Below are 18,836 nucleotides of genomic sequence, written 5' to 3'. Positions count from 1 at the left end.
ACAGCGGGGTTCCCGGCCGGGCGGAATTCTTTTACCGTTACGGTCAATGTTCGAGTTCCGCTTCGGCGTCGACGACCTCGCCGCCACCTGGTTCGCCTACTCCCCGCTGCAGGAGACGGTGTTGGGCCTGCGCGCCCGCAGGTGGACCGGCTACTACCCGGAGCAGCAGCCGTGGATCGCCGGCTGGCAGGACCGCTACGAGACGCTGGACACCGAGCTGTTGGACGCGCTGATCGCGCCGAACGCCTTCGTGCCGGACTTCCTGACGCCGCGTCCCCTCGTTCCCCGTCCGGACTTCCACGCCGAGCTCGCCCGGCAGGTGGCCACCCCGCCGGAGGTGGTGCGGGCGGACGTGCTGGCCGCGTACGTGGACGCCGGGAACCCGCTGCCGCCGGTGCTCGCCGCGCTGATCGACGATCCGGCCGAGCTGGCCGCCCGGGTGGCGGAGACGCTGGAGGCGTACTGGACCCGCTGCCTCGCCCCGGTGTGGTGGCCGCGGGCGCGGTCGGTGCTGGAGGCGGACCTCGCGTACCGGGCCCGGCTGCTCGCGGAGCGCGGCGCGGAGGGGCTGTTCGCGGACCTGGACGGGCGGATCTCCTGGCAGGCCGGGGTGCTGCGGCTGATCGACACCAATCCGGCCGTCCGGGCGCTGGGGACCTCGGTGGACGTGGCGGGGCGCGGGCTGGTGCTGATCCCGACGCTGGCCGGGATGGGCGCGCAGACCGACATCACCCAGGACGGCCCGCCGCTGATCACCTATCCGGCGCGCGGCAAGGCGACGATGGCGGAGGGGCTGGCCGGGCGTCCGGGGGCGGCGGGTCCGCCGCCGGGGCTGGTCGGGCTGATCGGGCCGGCCCGGGCCCGGCTGCTGATGCTGCTGGCGGCGCCGGCCTGTACCACCGAGCTCGCCCACCGGCTGGGGGTGACGCCGGGGGCGGTCAGCCGGCACCTCGGCGCGCTGGCCGCGGCCGGTCTGCTGGACCGGACCCGGCAGGGCCGCCGGGTGCTGTACCGGCGCAGCGGCCTCGGCGACGCCCTGACGCTCCGCAAGCCCTGAGTCCCCAGGCGCCCGACGGCCCGCAAAGCCCGACGGCTCGCGACTCCCGACGCTCCGCGAGCGCCAGGAGTCGCGGCCCGGGCTCAGCCCAGCAGCGGGAGCGCGGGCAGGGTCAGGAAGTCAACGAACTCCTCGGCCAGCGCGACCTGTTCGAAGAGCGCCGCGGCCTCCGTCCAGCGGCCGGCGTCGTAGGCCTGGTCGCCGAGTTCGGCCCGGAGCTCGGTCAGTTCCGCGGCCACCAGGCGGCGGACGAGGTCGGCGGTGGCCTTCTCCCCGGTGTCGGCGAGGACGACGCCGTTGTGGATCCACTGCCAGGTCTGCGAGCGGGAGATCTCGGCGGTGGCGGCGTCCTCCATCATGTGGAAGATGGCGACCGCGCCGAGTCCGCGCAGCCAGGCCTCGATGTAGCGGATGCCGACCTGGACGGCGTTGTGCAGCCCCTGGTGGGTGCAGCTGCCGCCGGCGGCAGCGATGTCGAGGAGCTGTTCGGCGGTGACCGGTCCGGCCGGGCCGGGGTTGTCCTTCTGGTGCGGGCGGTCGCCGAGGACGGCGTCGAAGCAGGCCCGGGCGACCGGGACGAGGTCCGGGTGGGCGACCCAGGAGCCGTCGAAGCCGTGGCCGGCCTCGCGCTCCTTGTCGGCGGTGACCTTCGCCAGGGCGGCCGCGTTGACCTCGGGGTCCTTGCGGCTGGGGATGAACGCGGCCATGCCGCCGATCGCGTGGGCGCCGCGCCGGTGGCAGGTCCGCACCAGCAGCCGGGTGTAGGCGGCCATGAACGGCGAGGCCATGGTGACGGCGTTGCGGTCCGGCAGGATGTAGTGCGGGCCGGCGTCGCGGAAGTTCTTGACGAGGGAGAACAGGTAGTCCCAGCGGCCCGCGTTGAGTCCGGCGGCGTGCTCGCGCAGTTCGTAGAGGATCTCGTCCATCTCGAACGCGGCGGTGATGGTCTCGATCAGCACGGTGGCGCGGATCGTGCCGTGCGGGATGCCGAGTTCGGCCTGGGCGTGGGTGAAGACGTCGTTCCAGAGCCGGGCTTCGAGGTGGCTCTCGGTCTTCGGGAGGTAGAAGTACGGGCCGGAGTTCGGGTCGTCGGCGCCGCGGGCGAGCAGCCGGGCGGCGTTGTGGAAGAAGTAGAGGCCGAAGTCGAGGAGGGCGCCGGCCACCGGTTCGCCGTCGACCAGCAGGTGGTGCTCGTCGAGGTGCCAGCCGCGCGGGCGGACCACGACGGTGGCGAGTTCGGCGGCGGGCCGCAGGGTGTAGGCCTTGCCGGCGTCGGTGGTGAAGTCGATCCGGCCTTCGAAGGCGTCGATCAGGTTGACCTGGCCGCCGAGGACGTTCTCCCAGGTCGGGGAGGTGGCGTCCTCGAAGTCGGCGAGCCAGACCCGGGCGCCGGAGTTGAGGGCGTTGATCACCATCTTGCGGTCGGTGGGACCGGTGATCTCGACCCGGCGGTCCTGGAGCGCGCGCGGCGCCTCGGCGACCCGCCAGTCGGCGGCGCGGACGTCGGCCGTCCCGGGGAGGAAGTCCAGGGTCCCGGTGCGGGCGATCTCGGCGCGGCGCTCCTTGCGGCGGGCCAGCAGCTCGCGGCGGCGGCCGTCGAACGCGCGGTGCAGGCCGGCGAGGAAGGCGAGCGCTTCCGGGGTGAGCACCTCCTCGGCCCGGTGGACGTGCGGCCCGGCGACCGTGACGACCGGCTCGGCGGGAGCGGCGCCGGGTCCGTGATCTGCAGCCATGAGCAGGACACTCCTCAATGGAGGGCTTGATTCTGTAGGGTGGAGACTAGTTTCCGCGATACAGAATTTCAACGGTTCGTTGAGAAGATCGAGACAAGCGTCGAGACGAGCCTCGAACCGAACGTACGAGAAGAACGGAGTGCGTGCCGATGACCCCGACCTCGGAGCGCGCGAGCAACGGCGTGCAGTCCGTCGAGCGCGCCTTCCAGCTGCTGGAGGCCCTCGCCGACGCCGGTGGCGTGGCGACGCTCAGCGAGCTCTCCGCCTCCTCCGGACTGCCGATGCCGACCATCCACCGGCTGGTCCGCACCCTCGTCCAGCAGGGCTACGTCCGCCAGGACACGGCGCGCCGCTACACCCTCGGCCCGCGGCTGATCCGGCTCGGCGAGACGGCGGGCCGGCTGCTCGGCAGCTGGGCCCGCCCCTACCTGGCGGAGCTGATGGAGGCCACCGGCGAGACCGCCAACCTGGCCGTGCTGGAGGGCGGCGAGGTGGTGTACGTCGGGCAGGTGCAGTCGCGGCGCTCGATGCGGATGTTCACCGAGGTCGGCCGCCGGGTGCAGCCGCACTGCACCGGGGTCGGCAAGGCGCTGCTGGCGCAGCTGCCCGAGGCGGAGGCGCGTGCCGTCCTGGGCCCCGGCCCGCTCCCCGAGCACACCCCGCACACCGTGACCGACCCGCAGGAGCTGCTGCGCCAGCTGGCCGAGGCGCGCGAGCGCGGCTACGTGGTCGACGACCAGGAGCAGGAGATCGGGGTGCGCTGCATCGCGCTGGCCGTCCCGGGCGCGCCGACCCCGACGGCGCTCTCGGTCTCCGGCCCGGAGGCCCGGATCCGGGCGCTGGAGGAGCCGGACGGCGCGGCGTCCCTGGTGCCGGTGATGACCGGGATCGCGGCCCGGCTCGGCCAGGTCCTGGCGCCGTGAAGCGCCCTGACGCGCCCTGACGACGCGCCCTGAACCCGCCACGCCGGGGGCTTCGCCCGTTCGAGCCACTCGGGGGCGGGTTGGCCGGGCCGGGGCGCGGCGGTCGGTCACGCTGGTCCGGACGCGGCCCGCGACGGCGCGGGGCGCCGGACGCTAAGGGCAGGGTGAGCGGCGATGTCGCAGAGCAGCGGGTCGGTTCGGGGTTACTTCGGCAGGTCACTGGCGGCGGGGTGCGCGCTGACGGCGCTCGTCGCCGGGACGGCTTGGGCGGACTGTCCGGTCCCGGAGCCGCGACCGGGGGCCGAACCGGTGACGGCCCCGGTGACCGGCGGGACGGCGGACCCGGTGACCGCTCCGGGGGCGGGCCCGGTGTCCGACCCGGGGGCGGCGGAGGCCGTGGCGGCCCGGCCGTCCAACTCGGACCTGGAGGTCGTCCGGATCGACCCCGACGCGGTCGCCCCGGGCGGGGTCACCACGCTCCACGCCTTCGTCGCCAACGTCGGCCCGGACCGGACGGCCTCGTCGTTCCGGGTGGTGGTCACCCTGCCGGAGGGCGTCACGCCGGAGGAGCCGTACTTCCCCGAAGAGTGCCAGGTGCTCCAGAACGGCCACCGGGTGCGCTGCACCTTCCCGGCCGGGCTGCCGGCGTACGAGAGCGCGACGGCGCTGGTCCCGATGCGGCTCGCCCCCACCGTCGAGCTCGGCGAGCTGACGGGCGGCTGGGTCTCGGTGCGCAGCAACGACGACCGCAACGACACGAACAACCTGCAGCCGTTCACGATCTCGGTCGTGGAGAACGTCGACTCCTGACGGGGCGGACGCTCTCCACGACGGCCGCTTCCTAGCGGTAGACGCGGACGTAGTCGGCGGCGAAGGTGATCGGCGCGGTGCCCGAGGGCGCGGGGTGGTAGTTCCCCGCGCTCAGGGACAGGTTGAGGATCGGGTACGCGGTCCAGCCGGCGCCGACGCCCTTGCCGTCCGAGAACACCTTCTTGCCGTTGACGTAGAAGTCGACCGAGCCGGCGCCGTAGTAGGTGCCGATGGTGACCCAGCCGTCCTTGGCGATCGCCTTGGCGTCGGTGTAATAGAGGTGGCCCGGGTTGATGTGGTTGGTCAGCTCCAGCAGGTTCGGGTTGTCGCTGTGGTACTCGAAGGAGTCGATCTCCCCGTGGGTGCCGCTGGTGCCGTTCCAGGTCCAGAGCGCCGGCCAGGCGCCGGTGCCGGCCGGGAGCTTGACCCGGGTCTCGATGTAGTCGCCGACCTTCACCTTGAAGGCCTCGCTGGAGTACTCGGTGGTGAGCAGGCCGGTGTCCCAGGCCTGCTTGCCGTTCTCCAGCGTGTGGCTGCTCGGCTTGGCGGTGAAGGTGGCGACGCCGCCGGAGACGCTGACGTTGTTCTTGTTCAGCCAGTCGAGCTTGTTGTCGTTCGGGTTGTGGTCGCCGTAGTGGTAGGAGCTGCTCCGGTCGGCGGTCCAGCGGGAGCCCAGGGCGAGGGTGTCGAAGTCGTCGGACCAGGCGAGCTGCTTGCCGGCGACCGGGATGCCGGTGGTGGGCGACGGCGTGGGGGTCGGCGTGGGGGTGGGGGTCGGGGTAGGCGTGGTGGTCGCGGCGGAGACCACGAGCTGCCGGGACGGCAGGTTGTGCCAGGCGCCGCCGAGGTCCTGCCAGAAGCCGAACTGGGTGTAGGTGCCGGCCGCCAGGGTGCGCGAGCCGGTGGTGATCGACAGGCCGCTCGGGCAGATCTGCTGGTTGGCCGCGCTGCCGGGGAAGTCGAGGTTGCGGCCGGCCGCGTCGCGGACGCCGACGCCGACGGTCTTCGCGGTGAAGCAGGAGTCCGAGTGGACGGTCAGCGCGGCCGTGGTGGCCTTGCCCGCGACCATGGTGGCCGGGGTGAGCTTGTCCTGGGTGACGGTCGGCAGGGTGGCGGCCTGGGCGCCGGTCAGGGCCGGGACGCCGCCGAGGAGGCCGGCGCCGGTGACGGCGAGCGCCCCGGTGGCGGCGAGGGCGACGGTGCGGCCCCGGCGGGCGGGGCGGGCGTGGCGGGGCGCGGGGCGCCGGTCGGGCTTCTGCATGGCAGTGTCCTCTGCGACGCCTGCGAGGTGAGCTGTCGGGTTCGGGCTGAGGTTGCCCGGCCGCCCGTGGAGCGGCTTCACCCCTAGCCGCGGCCCGCGCGCGGGAGCGCACGGGCCGGGCACTGACCTGGGTCCCCCGCTCCCGTCCGCTGTGGTGCTCGATGACCGGCCGGCGGGTGGACGGGACTCGGCGTCCCGGCGGCGGGGCTCCGCTGTGGCGGGAGCCCCTGCAGGCTAGGCAGTCGGTACGGGCACGGACAACTCCGTCCGGCCGGTTGTCGCGCAGCTCACACCCTGATTCGAGGATGATCAACGGTGCGGTGGAGTTGATCAGTTGGGGACGGGGAGGGTTCAGGCCGGGGCGTCCAGCCAGGCCGCGACCTGGGCCTGTGCCTCGGGTGCCCAGGCCAGCTCCAGGTGGTTGAGGCCGGCCAGCAGCCGGGTGCCGCCGACGGTGCCGATCCCCGTGGTGTCCAGCGCGCTCGCCGTGAACACGATGCCGTCGCTCGGCCCCCGGTTCTCGTTGAGCACCCCGGGGAGGTCCGCCGAACCGCCGGCCAGCAGGTAGGTCCGGACGGCCGCCGGGACCCCGGCCCGCTGCAGCGGCCCGATCAGCGACCCCGCGTCGATCGCGGCCTGGATCCCCTGGCCCGAGGTGTAGAAGCCCTGGCCGCCGAAGTAGGTCGTCCACCAGTCCTGCGCGGTGGAGTCCACCCCGTACCGGCCGTCCCAGCGGGCCAGCAGCTGCCGCTGCCCCGGGTAGCAGTCGTACCCGCCGGTCGGCAGCACCCCGAGGCAGGGCTGGGCGGTGTACGTCCCGTAGCAGGTCATGTACAGGTGCGGGGACGGCGCGTTCGCCGTGCCGCCGCAGGCCGGCCAGGTGGCCAGCGAGAAGGCCCAGCCGTGCGCGTACACGTAGTCCAGCCCGCCGTTGGGCCCGCCCAGGGTGACCAGCCGGCGGACGTCGCCCGCGTACGCCCGTCCCCAGGACGGGCGCACCGAGGACACGTACGCGCGGGCCGCGACCTCGCCCTTGCTCCAGGCGACCACGTCCACCTGCGGGACCCCGAGCCGGGCCCGGATCAGCGCGACCGCGTCGCCGACGGCCTGCGCCTGGACCAGGTTGTCGCCCTGCTTGTGGGCGAAGCCGACCGCGAACACCCGGTGGCCGCTCGCCGCCAGGTACTGGGCCAGCCCGGTGGCGGGGCAGGCGGCGGCGCCGCAGTTGCCGGACTCGCCGGGGGCGGCCCAGGCGCGGTCGGCGTTGTCGTTGGCGCCGTGGACGAGCAGGACGGGGGTCGGGCGGGGGCCGGTGTCCCAGCCGGCCGCCGAGTAGAGCAGGAACCGGCCCGAGAACGGCTGGCGGACCCCGCCGAAGTAGGTCAGGCGGGCGCCGTCCTGGTCGCCGCGGCCGCCCGGCGGGTACTGCTCGGCGGGGATGCCGGGGGTGGGGTCGAGGTAGCGCTCGACCTTGGCCCAGCCGTTCCCTGGGGCGGGGTACGTCGCCTCCAGGGTCGGCGCGGCGGCCGCCATGGTGACGGCGGTCGTGGTGGTGGCGGGTGCGGGGGTGGCGGGTGCGGGGGTGGCGGGTGCGGGGGTGGCCAGGAGGAGGGTGCTGAGCACGAGGCTGAGGAGGACGGCGGCGGCTCTGCCGCGTCGGACGGCGGTCTTCACGGGGGCGGCTCCGGTGGGGGGCGGCCCACGTCCCGGTGGGCCGGAGTGCGCACACCGTACGGGCGGCCCGGCGGCCCGCCCATGGGGCGGCGGCACACCCGGGGCGGCCGCGCTGTGGCGGGCCGGCCCGTGGTGCGGCGGGTGTGGTCCCGGGCAGGCGGAGGGCGTGGCGGCCGGTCCGTCGGGTTGTCCAGTGGCCGGTGTGTCGGATCCGGCGCGGAAAGTGCGCCGTGAAGGCGGGGTGGTCGGATAGGTTGGAGATCCATCCGTGCCCGGAGCGGCACCGACCGCATCCGGACACCGGAGATCCGGACACCAGATCCGGACACCGGAGACACATCAGAGACGAGGACCAGCCCCGCCATGACCGCGCCCCTGCCCGCCTTCGCCGGCCGTACCTTCCTGTTCCGGGTCGACAACGGCGCGGCCTTCCGCAACGCCTACTCGGCCGACGGCAAGCGGCTGCGCTGGGAGGGCCTCGGCGAGTCGGCGGGCCAGTGGGAGGACGTGGCGCTGCACGTCGCCGAGGTCGGGCCGCAGGTGTACTTCGTCAGCTGGACCGAGCAGAGCGGCATCACCGTCAGCCACGTCATGGACCTGGGCCGGCTGACCGTCCGCGCGTTCTGGACGTACGAGGGCGAGGGCGGCCGGGTCGGCGAGCTGCACACCGGGACGCTGGAGCAGGTGGCCTGAACCGCCCCCGAAACGCCGCCGCGCCGCGCCGCCCCGGGTAGGGGCTGCGCGGCGCGGTGCGGTGCGGTCGTCGATCGCGGCGCGGTCGTCGATCGTCGATTCAGACGGCCTGGCCGGCGCCCGGCACGACCAGGCGCTGGGAGACCCACTCCAGCGAGGACGGGAGCAGCTTGCTCCACGTCTCGAAGTTGTGGCCGCCGGTCTCCATCATGCTGTAGGACACCTGCATCGGGCTGTGCGTGGCGGCCACGAACGCCTCGGTCTCGCGCCGGTAGTTGCCGTCGCCCTCCCGGGTGCCGGCCAGCAGCAGGGACACCTTGGGCTGCGGCAGGTTCTTGAGCCGCCACATCAGGTCGGCCTCGTCGCGGCGCCGCTCGCTGCCGCCGAACAGGTCGCCGGTGGACGGGTCGTCGGCCGCCTGGTAGTAGCCGGACAGCGAGACGGCGGTCGGGAACACCTCGGGGTGACGCATGGCCAGCTTGAGGGCGCAGTAGCCGCCGGTCGAGTTGCCCATGAACGCCCAGGCCTGCGGGTCGGCGGAGACCCGGTAGGTCGCCTGGATCGCCGCGGGCACGTCCTTGGTGAAGTACGTCTCGGACTGCGGGCCGTTCGGGATGTCCTCGCACTCGGTGTCCCGCGGCAGCGCCGGCGAGGGACGCACCAGCACCAGCACGGTCGGCTGCATCCGGCCCTCCTGGAACAGCTTGAGCGCCGCGCCCGGGTAGTTGAGCCGGGTGACCAGGTTCTGCGCGATGCCGGGGAAGCCGGTGCTGACGATCAGTACGGGGAACTGCTTCTGCTCGTACTCCGGCTGGAAGTACTGCGGCGGCAGGTAGACGTACCCCTCGGTGGAGAGGCGGGTGGTGGCGCCGTCGATGCGGACCTCGCGGATCTCGCCGGACTTCGCGGGCTCGCGGCCGACCGCCCCGCCGCCCTTCACCTCGGCGTGGCCGATGGTCTCCACCCGCAGCCGGCCGGAGGCGTCCGCCTTGTTGTGGATGACCACCGGGCCGCTGTCGCCGGTGCCCAGCAGGTCGTCCCAACTGCTGTAGAACGCGAAGTAGTTGTTGGCCACCAGCCCCAGTGCGGCGAGGACGGTCAGCTGGGTGGCGAGCAGGGTGCCGATCCGGCCGAGCACCGCCCGCCAGGTCCGCTTCGACAGTCTCGGCCACAGCCAGACCGTTCCGACCATCGCCGCCACGGCGATCAGGACGGTCAATGCCAGCACCTTGTGGCTCGTCAGGCCCATGTCGTCTTTGCTCCCACGCCTCGTACTCCCCCGCCCCCGGGGGAAGTGACACCCGGGAGGGCCGCCCCGGTTCCCACCGTCCGCGGCGGATCCGTCGCCGAGGCGCGATCACCCAGCCTAACGCCCCCGGACGGCCTCCCGTCCCCGCCGACCAGCGGGAACACCATCGGCCTGGAGGAGGACACGCGGGGTTCGCGCGTCGTTCCGCGCCCGGTTTCGCTCACCGTAGGGGGCGGGCGCCGCCGGGGGTGACGGGCCGGATGTCAGTTGACGCGGGTCCAGAGGTCGAGGCCCGCGGTGAGCTCGCGCATGCAGCGGGCGCCGAGCTCGCGCGGCGAGCCGGGGCCGGTGGGCGGGGCCTCGGAGAGCGCCCACTCCTCCAGGGCGACCCGGATGGCGGTGGTGGCGGCCGCGGCGGCGAGCCGGATCTCCAGCGCGCCGGTGTCCGGCGGGCAGCGGTCGGCGATCGCGGCGCGCAGCCGCTCCTCGGAGTCGGCGTGGACGCGCTGCCAGACCGAGGCCAGGCGCGGGTCCCGGAGCAGGGCGCGGGTCCAGAGCATGGCCTCGGCGGCGGGCCCGTCGGACGGGGTCAGCGACTCGGCGGCGGAGCGCTCCAGCGCCTCGCGGACCGGCAGGTCGGCCGCGCCGTCGGCGAACAGCCGCACCCAGCGCTCGCCGCCGGCCGCGAGCAGCGGGGCGACGGCGTCCTCCTTCTCCGAGAAGTAGCGATAGAAGGTGCGCAGCGAGATGCCCGAGGCGTGGGCGACCTCCTCGGCGGTGACGGTCTCGGCCCCGCGGGCGGCGAACAGCTCGGCGGCGGCGCGGGCGATCTCCAGACGGGTGCTCTCGCGGCGGCGCTGGTTCAGGGTGGGGCGTCCGGTCACGGGCTCAGCGTACGCGGACGATCGGCGTCATGGCACATCGCGCCCGTATGGCATGTCAGGTCTTTTTGGCACAACGTGTCATCAAGGCGTACCGTGCCAGTGCGGACGCGAGCGAGGTCGCGGGCGCACGAACGGAACGGAGTACCCCCATGCAGCGGTTCAACGGACGGAACGTCCTCATCACCGGCGGCGGCTCGGGCATCGGCCAGGCCACGGTGCACCGGATCCTCGCCGAGGGCGGCCGGGTCGTCGCCGTCGACGTCAACGCGGACGGCCTCGGCGCCACGCTGGCCCGGGCGACCGCCGAGGGCACCGCCGACCGCCTCACCACGGCGGTCCTGGACGTGTCCGACGAGGCCGCCGTCCGGGCCGGCGTCGCGGCGGCGGTGGCCGGACTCGGCGGCCTGGACGTCCTGGTCAACGCGGCCGGCATCCTGCGCTCCGCGCACACCCACCAGACCAGCCTGGAGTTCTGGAACCGGCTGATCGCGGTCAACCTGACCGGCACGTTCCTGATGACCCGCGAGGCGCTGCCCGCCCTGCTCGCGAGCGGCGGCGGCGTGGTGGTGAACTTCAGCTCCACCTCCGCCACCTTCGCCCACCCCTACATGGCCGCGTACGCCGCGACCAAGGGCGGCATCCAGTCCTTCACGCACGCGATCGCCGCCGAGTACGCGAAGCAGGGGCTGCGCGCGGTCTGCGTCGCGCCGGGCAGCATCGACAGCGGCATGACCAACGACCCGGGCCTGCCGGCCGACGCCGACTTCGGCCTCCTCGGCAAGCTCTCCCCCGCCCTCGGGCAGGGCTTCGCCGGACCGGAGACGGTCGCCGGCGTGATCGCCATGCTCGCCTCGGCGGACGGCGCCTTCGTCACCGGGACGGAGATCCGGATCGACGGCGGCACGCACATGTGACGACCGCGGTCAGTCCTCGCCGTCGCCCGGGCCGTCGCGTGGGCCTGCTAGGCCTCGGCCGGGCCGGCCAGGCCGCCGTGGCGGGCGGCGGCGAGGACGGCCCGCGCGGCGCGGTCGGCGGCATGGTCGTCGACCGGCTCGCCGGTGATCAGCGCCCGGAAGTAGAGCGGCGCGGCGAGGTTCTTGATCACCTCGGCGGGGTCGGTGCCGGGCGGCAGCTCGCCGCGACCGACAGCCCGGACGACCACCGGCTCGGCGCGGCGCAGCCGGTCCGCGAAGATCCCCGCCCGCAGCTCGGCGACCCCCGGCGCGCGGACCGCGTCCGACAGCATCACCGTGAGCACGGCCGCCCCCGCCGGCGAGTCCAGCCAGGCCGCGAGGCCCCGGGCGAGGGCGCGCAGGTCGCCGTCGACCGTGCCGGTGTCGGGAATCGGGATGTCCCCCGCGATCCGGCCGGTGAGGGCGTCGAGGATCAGCCCGTCCCGGTCCTTCCAGCGCCGGTAGACCGTCGTCTTGTGGACGCCCGCCCGGTGGGCCACGCCGTCCATGGTGAGCGCGGCGTAGCCGACGTCGGCGAGTTCGGCGAGCGCCGCGGTCAGGACGGCCGCCCGGACCTTCTCGCCTCGGCCGACGGTCGGGCGGGGGGCGGCGGGGCTCGTCGCGCCGTTGTCGGCGGACTCTTCGGACATTGCAACTCCTGGTTGCGTTAGGGCGGGCAGCGTGCCACGCTCAGACTATCGCAACTATCCGTTGCGATAGCGGTTCGCGCATGGTTCGCGCCGTGCCGCGCATGGTTCGCGCCGTGCCGCGCATGGTTCGCGCTGTGCCGCGACCGAGATCGCGCCAGGGATCACCAAGGATCACCAGGAGGGGAACGCGCATGTCCAGGCCCTACCGCCACACCACCCCCGTCCAGCCGAAGGCCGCCACCGGCCGGGTGGCCGCCGTCTACGCGCAGATGGAGCAGGACTTCCTGCTCGCCGACGGGCCGCTGATGAGCCTCTCCCCCGCGCCCGAGCTGCTGGCCGCCACCTGGGCGCTCCTGCGCGAGGCCGAGATCGTCGGCACCGCCGGACGCGCCGCCAAGGAGGCGGTGGCCAGCGCGGTGTCACTCGCCAACCGCTGCCCGTTCTGCACGGAGGCGCACGCGCTGCTCGCCCACGGCGCCGGGGACCACGGCCTCGCCGAGGCCGCCCGGGCCGGCCACGCCCCCGACGACCGGCGGCACGCCGCGCTGCTCGCCTGGGCCGGCGCGACCCGCTCGCCCGGTGACCCGGCCCTCGCCGCGCCGCCGTTCCCGGCCGCCCAGGCGCCCGAGTTCCTCGGCACCGCCCTGGTCACCCACTTCATCAACCGGATGGTCACCTCGCTGCTGGACGAGGACGCGCTGTTGCCGAGCGCGGTCCGCCGCTCGGCGTACGTGCGGCGGGCCGCCGCCCTGACGGTCGGGCGCGCCGCCCGGCGCCGCCCCGAACCGGGCGCGGGGCTCGACGTCCTCGACGGTCTCGATCTCCTTGACGGTGTCGGCGGTGTCGACGGTGTCGACGCACCGGCCTGGGCCGGGCCGGGGCCGATCGGCCGGGCGTACGGCACGCTGGCGGCCACCGCCTCGGCGGGCGGCGGGCTGCTGGGGCTGTCGGCCCGCGCCGCCGTCCTCGCCGCGGTCGCGGCCTGGGACGGCGCGCACCCCGCACTCGGCGGCGACCCGGTGGCGGCGGCGCTCGGGGACGTCCCACCGGCGGAACGCCCGGCCGCCCGCCTGGCGCTGCTGGCCGCGCTGGCCCCGTACCGGATCACCGATGCGGATGTCGCCGCGTGGCGGCAGGTCGGCGGGGGAGGCGGCGATGGGGGCGGCCGGGACGGCGAGCTGACCCGGGTGCTGGCCTTCGGGGCGATCACGGCCACGGTGCGGGTCGAGGGGTGGCTGACAGATAACAGCTGACAGATTTCAGATTTCAGATTCTGTCAGCTGATCTCTGTTATCTGTCAGCTGAAATCTGTCAGTTGTCAGCTGTCAGCTGCTGCCTGTCAGCGACCCCCGTCCCCCGCCACTCGACCGCGAAGGCCTCCGCCGGGTTGGTGGTGAGGATGCGGTGCGGGAGGTCGGGGCCGAACTCACGGCTCAGGCGCGGGGCGAGGGCCGTGAGGAGGTGGGTGGGGCCGGGGGTGTGGCGGGCGGTCCGGGTGGTGGTGTCGCCGCCGAGCAACAGCCGGTCGGCATGGCCGGCCTCGACCAGGGCCGCCACCGTGTCGAACAGGTGGTGATCGGTCGCGTGGTTGGCGCGGGAGGGACCGTCCAGCGCCAGGAACGCACCGGCGGCCGCGAGTTCGCGGTGCAGACGGACGTCCGGATGCCGGTTGAGGTGCCCGAGGATCACCCGCCCGGGCGGGACGCCGTGCCGGTCGCAGAGCAGGTCCAGGACGTCGGGCGCGCCGGTGCCGAGCTCGTGGTGGACGGCGATCGGCGCGCCGGTGGCGTGGTGCGCCTCGGCGGCCGCCGCCATCACCCGCCGGGTGTGCCCGTCGAGGCTGTGGTAGTCGCCGGCCACCTTGACCAGTCCGGCGCGAACGCCCTCGGGCGCGCCACTCAGCGCGGCGGTGAGTTCGGTGATGAAGAGGCCCGCGAGCCCGTCGTAGCGCCGTTCCAGCTCGGCCGGGTCGTAGTGGACGGCCTGGTGCAGGCCGGTGGCCGCGAGCAGGTGGACGCCGGTGGCGCGGGAGAGTCCCGGCAGCGCGTCGGCCCGTCGCCCCATGCCGGCCGGCGTCCACTGGACGAACGCCCGGCCGCCGGCCGCCGCGAAGGCGCTCAGGACCGTCTCGGCGGCGGCCGGGTCGTCCAACTCCTCGCCGGGCAGTCGCGGGCTGCGCAGAAAGAGGTGGTCGTGGGCGTCACAGACACCGAGGTCGGCCGGGTCGAGGTCGCCCAGGACGGTGCGGACAGTGCGGACAGTGCGGACGGTGCGGGCGGTGCGGGTTCCGGTGCTCACGCCGCGGCCACGCCCTCGGCCCCGGCCTCCGCCTCGGCGAAGGTGGCGGCGGCGACCCGCAGCCCGGCCAGCGCCTTCGGCACGCCGACGTAGGGCGCGAGGTGCACCAGCACCTCGGTGATCTCCTCCCTGGTCAGGCCGATCCGCAGGCTGTTGCGGACGTGGTCGGCGAGCTGCGGTTCGACGCCGCCGAGCGCGGTGAGGGCAGCCAGGTTGGCCACCTGACGGTCCCGCAGCGCGAGCCCGGGCCGCTGGTAGGTGCCGCCGAACAGCGTGGTGACGATCCAGTCGGGGAAGCCGGGCGCGAGACCGTCGAGCCGGCCCAGGGTGTCGGCCTGGGTCTGCGGCCCGGCCAGTTCGGCGAGCAGGGCGTAGCCGGCGGCCCGGTCGAGCGGCGCGGGCGCGAGGTCGGCGGGCGTGATGCCCACGGGCGCGCGGTCGGCGGGACCGGAGGCGGAACCGGAGGAGGGAGCGGGGGCGGGGCTCATCGGGCGGGACGGTCCTTTCACCAGTGACGGCCGACGGGCAGCCGGTCGAGTTCGGGGCTGGAGAGGTGGTGCACGCGGTAGCGGGTGCCGGGCGCGGTGTCCGGGGCGGCGGTGTGCCAGAGGGCGAAGCGCAGCAGTTCCCAGCGGGCCGGGTCGACGGCGACGGCCGCCGTGTGCAGAGCGGGGTGGTCGGGCAGTTCGGCGAAGGCCCGTTCGACGGCCTCCGCCGGGTCCGCCTCCTCCGGCAGGCGCTCGATCTGCCGGGTGGCGACGGCCGGACCGGCGGTCGGACCAGCGGTCGGATCGGCGGCCGACCCGGTGGCCGGGGTAGCGGCGGCGGGGCCACGGCGCAGTCCGGCGCCGAGCCAGTGCCGGACGGCGGGGCGGCCGAAGTCGGCGCTGAGGCCGCGGAAGCCCGGTCCCCAGAGGAAGGCGTTCATGCCCTCCGCAGTGCGCCAGAGGTAGAACGGCGCGTACTGGTTGACGGACGATCCGTCGAGGCCGCGTTCCCGGACCAGGTAGGCCTTGAGGCCGAGGCCCGGGTAGTGGTCGAGCAGGTGACCCTTCTCGGCGACCCTGCGGCGGATGATCCCCATGTCGTAGTCGGCGGGGAGGGTGATCTCGTACTGCATGGCGTGCACGGGTGGCTCCGCTCCGTCGGCCTGGTGGATTGGTCGGTCCGCCGACCCAGTCGGCCTGGCTCGGTCGGCCCGGCTCGGTCGGCATGGCTCAGTCGGCCCGCCGACCCAGTCAGCCCGCCGGCTCATTCGGTCCGGTGGGCGGCGAGCAGGGCGAGGGCCCCGCGGACGGCCTGGTCGAACGGTTCGGTGCTGTCGGCGGCGCGGGCGAGCACGTAGCCGCCCTGGACGACGGCCACCACCGCGGCGGCGAGGTCGGCGGGGTCGCCGATCGGCCGCAGCTCGCCCGCCGCCCGGCCTTCGGCGAGCAGTTCGGCGAGTCGCCCGCGCAGCCAGTCGAAGGTCTCCTCGACGGGGGCGCGCAGCCGGGGGTCGGCGACCACCTCCGGGTCCTGCGCCATCCGGCCGATCCGGCAGCCGCGCAGCACGTCGCGGCGCCGGTGCAGGTAGCGGGCGACGCGGTCGTAGGCGGTGCCGGGGCCGGCCAGGTCGGCCTCGGCGACGGCGCGCATCTGCTCGGCGCTGCGGCGCAGGGCGGCGGCGGCGAGATCGGGTTTGCCGTCGAAGTGGTGGTACATGCTGCCCTGGCCGACGCCGGAGCGCTGCTGGATGGCCTTGGGGCTGGTGCCGACGTAGCCGCGCTCCCAGAGGAGTTCCTGGGTGCTCTCGATGAGGCGGTCCTGGGTTGCCATACCCGGCACTGTACCTACTGGTACGGACAGCTGTACATACCAGTAGGTACAGAACCGCCGGACGGCTCCGGAACGACGCGAGGCCGTGGGCCGCCCCCCGGCGGTCCACGGCCTCGCATGATCGTCGTCCCCGGGAACACCGGGTGCCATTCACCGGCGGACGGTGGCGCGCGTCACCCCGCCTGCCACCCGGCGCGGCAATCCTGCCTCAACCCGCGCGCCGGCCACCGTCACTCACGGTGCGTCACCGACCCCCGGCCTCAGACCCGTCCGACGGGAAGCTCGCGCCGGATCACCGGGGCGACCTCACTCGCGAACAGTTCCAGCTGCTCGTGCTGGACCTCCTCGGTGAGCGTGTCCACCCCGATGCCGACCACCTCGTTGCCGAAGGCCTCGTGGTAGCGGTGGATCTTCTCGATCACCTGCTGAGGGCTGCCGACCAGCGCCGACCCCCGTTCCAGCGCGTCCTCCAGGGACGCGAACGGCGAGTTGTTGTGCTTGCCCGCCGCCGAGTTGAACAGGGCGTCCCAGTACGGGCGGAAGCCCTCGATCGCGTCCTGCGAGCGCTTGGCGATGAACAGCCCGCCGAACCCGGTGCCGACCCGGGCCTCGCGCGGGTCGCGCCCGTAGTGCTCCCAGCGCTCGCGGTAGTGCTCCACCAGCGCCCGGTACTTCTCCAGCGGGTGGAAGGAGTTGGCGGAGAACAGCGGGTCGCCGTACCGGGCGGCCAGGTCGGTGGACTGGGTGCTGGTGGCGCTGCCGTGCCAGACCGGGATCGGCTCCTGATACGGGCGCGGCCAGCTGGTGACCTCGCGCAGCGGCGGCCGGGTGGCACCCTCCCAGCTGACCTTCTCCTCCCGCCAGAGCCGGCGCAGCAGGCCGTAGTTCTCGGCCAGCGCGTCCCACTGCTTCTCCTCGGGCAGGCCGAACAGGTCGAAGTGGCGCGGGTCGTTGCCCTTGCCGATGATCAACTCAAGCCGACCGGCGGAGAGTTGGTCGACCAGCGCGTAGTCCTCGGCGACCCGAACCGGGTCGAGGATGGAGAGCACGGTGACGGTGGTGAACAGCCGGATGGTCGAGGTGCGGGCCGCGATCGCGCTCAGCAGCACGGGCGGCGCCGGGGAGAGGAACGGCTCGCCGTGCCGCTCCCCCACCCCGTAGCCGTCGAAGCCGAGCCGTTCGGCGGTGACGGCCTGGTCGATGACGTTCTGCAGCTTCTCGTACGGAGTGCGCTGCACGCCGGTGACGGGGTCGGGTCCGTTGGACACGAGGGACGAGACGGTGAACCGCACGGCGGTCTCCTTGTGGGCGCTCGGTGGTCGGACGTCCGGCGCGACGGCCCGGCGGAGCGCCCCTCGGCCGGCCGCTCGCACAGGGCAGCACCGGGGGTGGGATCGCGCGGGGCCGGAGAAACTCCCGTGGACTCAGCGCGAGGTGCTGTGGGAGCGACAACAGCGCGGACGGACGGCACGGACGGACATTCCTCCGGCTCCCCCTTCCGCCCAGCGGGCCCACGAGACACACCTACGATCCACCGTGAGCATATGCAGCGGGCTTCGGGGGCGGCAAGGGCCGGACGGCCCCTCGCCGGAACCACCGGACCACCGGCCCGGACGACCGGACGACCCGACACGGAGCCCGGGGCGCTTCCGGCAGGTCCCTCGGCCGGACGGCCCCGGCCTGGCAGGATGTCCGACATGACCTACCTCGCCGCGGACGACCGCTACGCCTCGATGACCTACCGCCGGGCCGGCCGCAGCGGCGTGCTGCTGCCGGCCGTCTCGCTGGGCCTGTGGCACAACTTCGGTTACGCCCAGCCGCTGGACGTGCAGCGGGCCGTGCTGCGCCGCGCCTTCGACCGGGGCGTCACCCACTTCGACCTGGCGAACAACTACGGCCCGCCGTACGGCAGTGCGGAGCGCAACTTCGGCTACCTGTTCGCGCAGGACTTCCGCCCGTACCGGGACGAGCTGTTCATCGCCTCCAAGGCGGGCTACGACATGTGGCCCGGCCCGTACGGCGAGGGCGGCAGCCGAAAGTACCTGCTGGCCAGCCTGGACCAGTCGCTGGACCGGATGGGCCTCGACTACGTCGACGTGTTCTACTCGCACCGCTACGACCCGGACACGCCGCTCGAGGAGACGATGGGCGCGCTGGACTCGGCGGTCCGGGCCGGCAAGGCGCTGTACGCGGGCATCTCCAACTACCCGGCGGAGCAGCACCGGGAGGCGGTGGCGATCCTGCGCGAGCTGGGCACGCCGGTGCTGATGAACCAGTGCGCGTACTCGATCCTCAACCGGTACGTCGAGGACGACGGCGTGCTGGACGCGGTCGGCGACACCCAGACCAGCCTGATCTCCTACTCCCCGCTCGCCCAGGGGCTGCTGACGGATCGTTACCTGTCGGGGCAGGTGCCGGCCGGGTCGCGGATGTCGGTCGGCCACTTCCTCCGGGAGGAGGCGCTCACCGGGCCGAAGCTGAAGCAGCTCCGGGCACTGAACAAGGTGGCCGAGCGACGCGGGCAGTCGCTGGCCCAGCTCGCGCTGAGCTGGGTGCTGCGGGACCCGCGGGTGGTGTCGGTGATCATCGGGGCCAGCAGCGTGGCACAGCTGGACCAGAACCTCGACGCGCTGGCGGGCGGTCCGCTGACCGCCGAGGAGCTGGCCGAGATCGACGCGCTGAGCCGCTGAGCCCACTGACCCCACCGGGCTCCGGGCCGCCGGGGCCCCAAACCTCCGGGGCCCCAAGCCTCCGGGGCCCGGGCCGCCGAGCGGCCGGGGTGTCGGTCGCGGTGTCGGTCGCGGTGCCCGGCCGGTCCAGGCGTGACCGGCCG

18 protein-coding genes and 1 riboswitch are annotated in these 18,836 nt (G+C 74.2%); of the genes, 7 read left to right on the top strand and 11 right to left on the bottom strand.

The features are described 5' to 3' along the window. Positions 1–46: 46 nt before the first annotated feature. The gene (locus AB0N76_RS21730; RefSeq protein WP_363559240.1) at positions 47–1,057 is read left to right on the top strand and encodes a winged helix-turn-helix domain-containing protein; all 1,011 of its coding nucleotides are present in this window, start codon (positions 47–49) and stop codon (positions 1,055–1,057) included. A gap of 83 nt (positions 1,058–1,140) precedes the next feature. Here AB0N76_RS21730 and aceB read toward each other — a convergent pair whose 3' ends face one another. After that, positions 1,141–2,790, bottom strand: coding sequence for a malate synthase A (gene aceB, locus AB0N76_RS21725; protein ID WP_363559238.1), 1,650 nt, complete (start codon positions 2,788–2,790; stop codon positions 1,141–1,143). A gap of 149 nt (positions 2,791–2,939) precedes the next feature. Here aceB and AB0N76_RS21720 point away from each other — a divergent pair, with 149 nt between their 5' ends. Both AB0N76_RS21720 and AB0N76_RS21715 read left to right on the top strand, forming a co-directional pair. Next, on the top strand, positions 2,940–3,713 hold the full coding sequence (locus tag AB0N76_RS21720) for an IclR family transcriptional regulator (protein ID WP_363559236.1): 774 nt from the start codon (positions 2,940–2,942) through the stop codon (positions 3,711–3,713). 309 nt (positions 3,714–4,022) lie between these two features. Beyond that, positions 4,023–4,523, top strand: coding sequence for a hypothetical protein (locus AB0N76_RS21715; RefSeq protein ID WP_363559234.1), 501 nt, complete (start codon positions 4,023–4,025; stop codon positions 4,521–4,523). Positions 4,524–4,554: 31 nt separating this feature from the next. On the opposite strand, the gene AB0N76_RS21710 is transcribed toward AB0N76_RS21715, so the two are convergent. Both AB0N76_RS21710 and AB0N76_RS21705 read right to left on the bottom strand, forming a co-directional pair. Next, positions 4,555–5,784 carry a glycoside hydrolase family 16 protein gene (locus AB0N76_RS21710; protein WP_363559232.1) on the bottom strand — a complete coding sequence of 410 codons (1,230 nt, stop codon included), beginning with the start codon at positions 5,782–5,784 and terminating at the stop codon, positions 4,555–4,557. Positions 5,785–5,786: 2 nt separating this feature from the next. After that, a riboswitch (cyclic di-AMP (ydaO/yuaA leader) is annotated at positions 5,787–5,951 on the bottom strand. A gap of 184 nt (positions 5,952–6,135) precedes the next feature. Beyond that, positions 6,136–7,458 carry a lipase gene (locus tag AB0N76_RS21705; RefSeq protein WP_363559230.1) on the bottom strand — a complete coding sequence of 441 codons (1,323 nt, stop codon included), beginning with the start codon at positions 7,456–7,458 and terminating at the stop codon, positions 6,136–6,138. Between the two features lie 363 nt (positions 7,459–7,821). Here AB0N76_RS21705 and AB0N76_RS21700 point away from each other — a divergent pair, with 363 nt between their 5' ends. Continuing rightward, the gene (locus AB0N76_RS21700) at positions 7,822–8,151 is read left to right on the top strand and encodes a MoaF N-terminal domain-containing protein (protein WP_363559228.1); all 330 of its coding nucleotides are present in this window, start codon (positions 7,822–7,824) and stop codon (positions 8,149–8,151) included. Positions 8,152–8,251: 100 nt separating this feature from the next. Here AB0N76_RS21700 and AB0N76_RS21695 read toward each other — a convergent pair whose 3' ends face one another. Both AB0N76_RS21695 and AB0N76_RS21690 read right to left on the bottom strand, forming a co-directional pair. Continuing rightward, positions 8,252–9,400 carry an alpha/beta hydrolase-fold protein gene (locus AB0N76_RS21695; protein WP_363559226.1) on the bottom strand — a complete coding sequence of 383 codons (1,149 nt, stop codon included), beginning with the start codon at positions 9,398–9,400 and terminating at the stop codon, positions 8,252–8,254. Between the two features lie 263 nt (positions 9,401–9,663). Further along, the gene (locus AB0N76_RS21690; RefSeq protein ID WP_363559224.1) at positions 9,664–10,284 is read right to left on the bottom strand and encodes a TetR family transcriptional regulator; all 621 of its coding nucleotides are present in this window, start codon (positions 10,282–10,284) and stop codon (positions 9,664–9,666) included. 149 nt (positions 10,285–10,433) lie between these two features. Here AB0N76_RS21690 and AB0N76_RS21685 point away from each other — a divergent pair, with 149 nt between their 5' ends. Beyond that, complete coding sequence (locus tag AB0N76_RS21685) at positions 10,434–11,198, top strand: SDR family oxidoreductase (protein WP_363559222.1); 765 nt, start codon at positions 10,434–10,436, stop codon at positions 11,196–11,198. Positions 11,199–11,245: 47 nt separating this feature from the next. On the opposite strand, the gene AB0N76_RS21680 is transcribed toward AB0N76_RS21685, so the two are convergent. Continuing rightward, on the bottom strand, positions 11,246–11,887 hold the full coding sequence (locus AB0N76_RS21680) for a TetR/AcrR family transcriptional regulator (protein WP_363559220.1): 642 nt from the start codon (positions 11,885–11,887) through the stop codon (positions 11,246–11,248). 191 nt (positions 11,888–12,078) lie between these two features. Between AB0N76_RS21680 and AB0N76_RS21675 the strand changes: the two genes are divergently transcribed. Further along, positions 12,079–13,140, top strand: coding sequence for a DNA-binding protein (locus AB0N76_RS21675; protein ID WP_363559218.1), 1,062 nt, complete (start codon positions 12,079–12,081; stop codon positions 13,138–13,140). 58 nt (positions 13,141–13,198) lie between these two features. Here AB0N76_RS21675 and AB0N76_RS21670 read toward each other — a convergent pair whose 3' ends face one another. The 5 genes from AB0N76_RS21670 to AB0N76_RS21650 form a co-directional block, all read right to left on the bottom strand. Continuing rightward, on the bottom strand, positions 13,199–14,185 hold the full coding sequence (locus AB0N76_RS21670) for a phosphotriesterase (protein WP_363559216.1): 987 nt from the start codon (positions 14,183–14,185) through the stop codon (positions 13,199–13,201). Continuing rightward, the gene (locus tag AB0N76_RS21665) at positions 14,182–14,673 is read right to left on the bottom strand and encodes a carboxymuconolactone decarboxylase family protein (RefSeq protein WP_363559214.1); all 492 of its coding nucleotides are present in this window, start codon (positions 14,671–14,673) and stop codon (positions 14,182–14,184) included. The genes AB0N76_RS21670 and AB0N76_RS21665 overlap by 4 nt, the downstream gene beginning before the upstream one ends. A gap of 17 nt (positions 14,674–14,690) precedes the next feature. Further along, on the bottom strand, positions 14,691–15,314 hold the full coding sequence (locus tag AB0N76_RS21660; protein WP_363559212.1) for a DUF4865 family protein: 624 nt from the start codon (positions 15,312–15,314) through the stop codon (positions 14,691–14,693). A 122-nt stretch (positions 15,315–15,436) separates the two neighbouring features. Continuing rightward, positions 15,437–16,003: a TetR/AcrR family transcriptional regulator gene (locus AB0N76_RS21655; protein ID WP_363559210.1), complete on the bottom strand. Its 567-nt coding sequence runs from the start codon at positions 16,001–16,003 to the stop codon at positions 15,437–15,439. A 260-nt stretch (positions 16,004–16,263) separates the two neighbouring features. Continuing rightward, positions 16,264–17,295, bottom strand: coding sequence for an LLM class flavin-dependent oxidoreductase (locus AB0N76_RS21650; RefSeq protein WP_363559208.1), 1,032 nt, complete (start codon positions 17,293–17,295; stop codon positions 16,264–16,266). 405 nt (positions 17,296–17,700) lie between these two features. Between AB0N76_RS21650 and AB0N76_RS21645 the strand changes: the two genes are divergently transcribed. Then, entirely contained in the window at positions 17,701–18,693 is a 993-nt protein-coding gene (locus AB0N76_RS21645) for an aldo/keto reductase (RefSeq protein WP_363559206.1), read from the top strand. The last annotated feature ends 143 nt before the right edge of the window (positions 18,694–18,836 follow it).

Origin of the sequence: Kitasatospora sp. NPDC093806 (genome assembly GCF_040683335.1) — a bacterium.
In the GTDB taxonomy this organism is placed as follows: Bacteria; Actinomycetota; Actinomycetes; order Streptomycetales; family Streptomycetaceae; genus Kitasatospora.
Note: the sequence above shows the minus strand (reverse complement) of the source record. Positions and strands in the feature narration are given on the sequence as shown.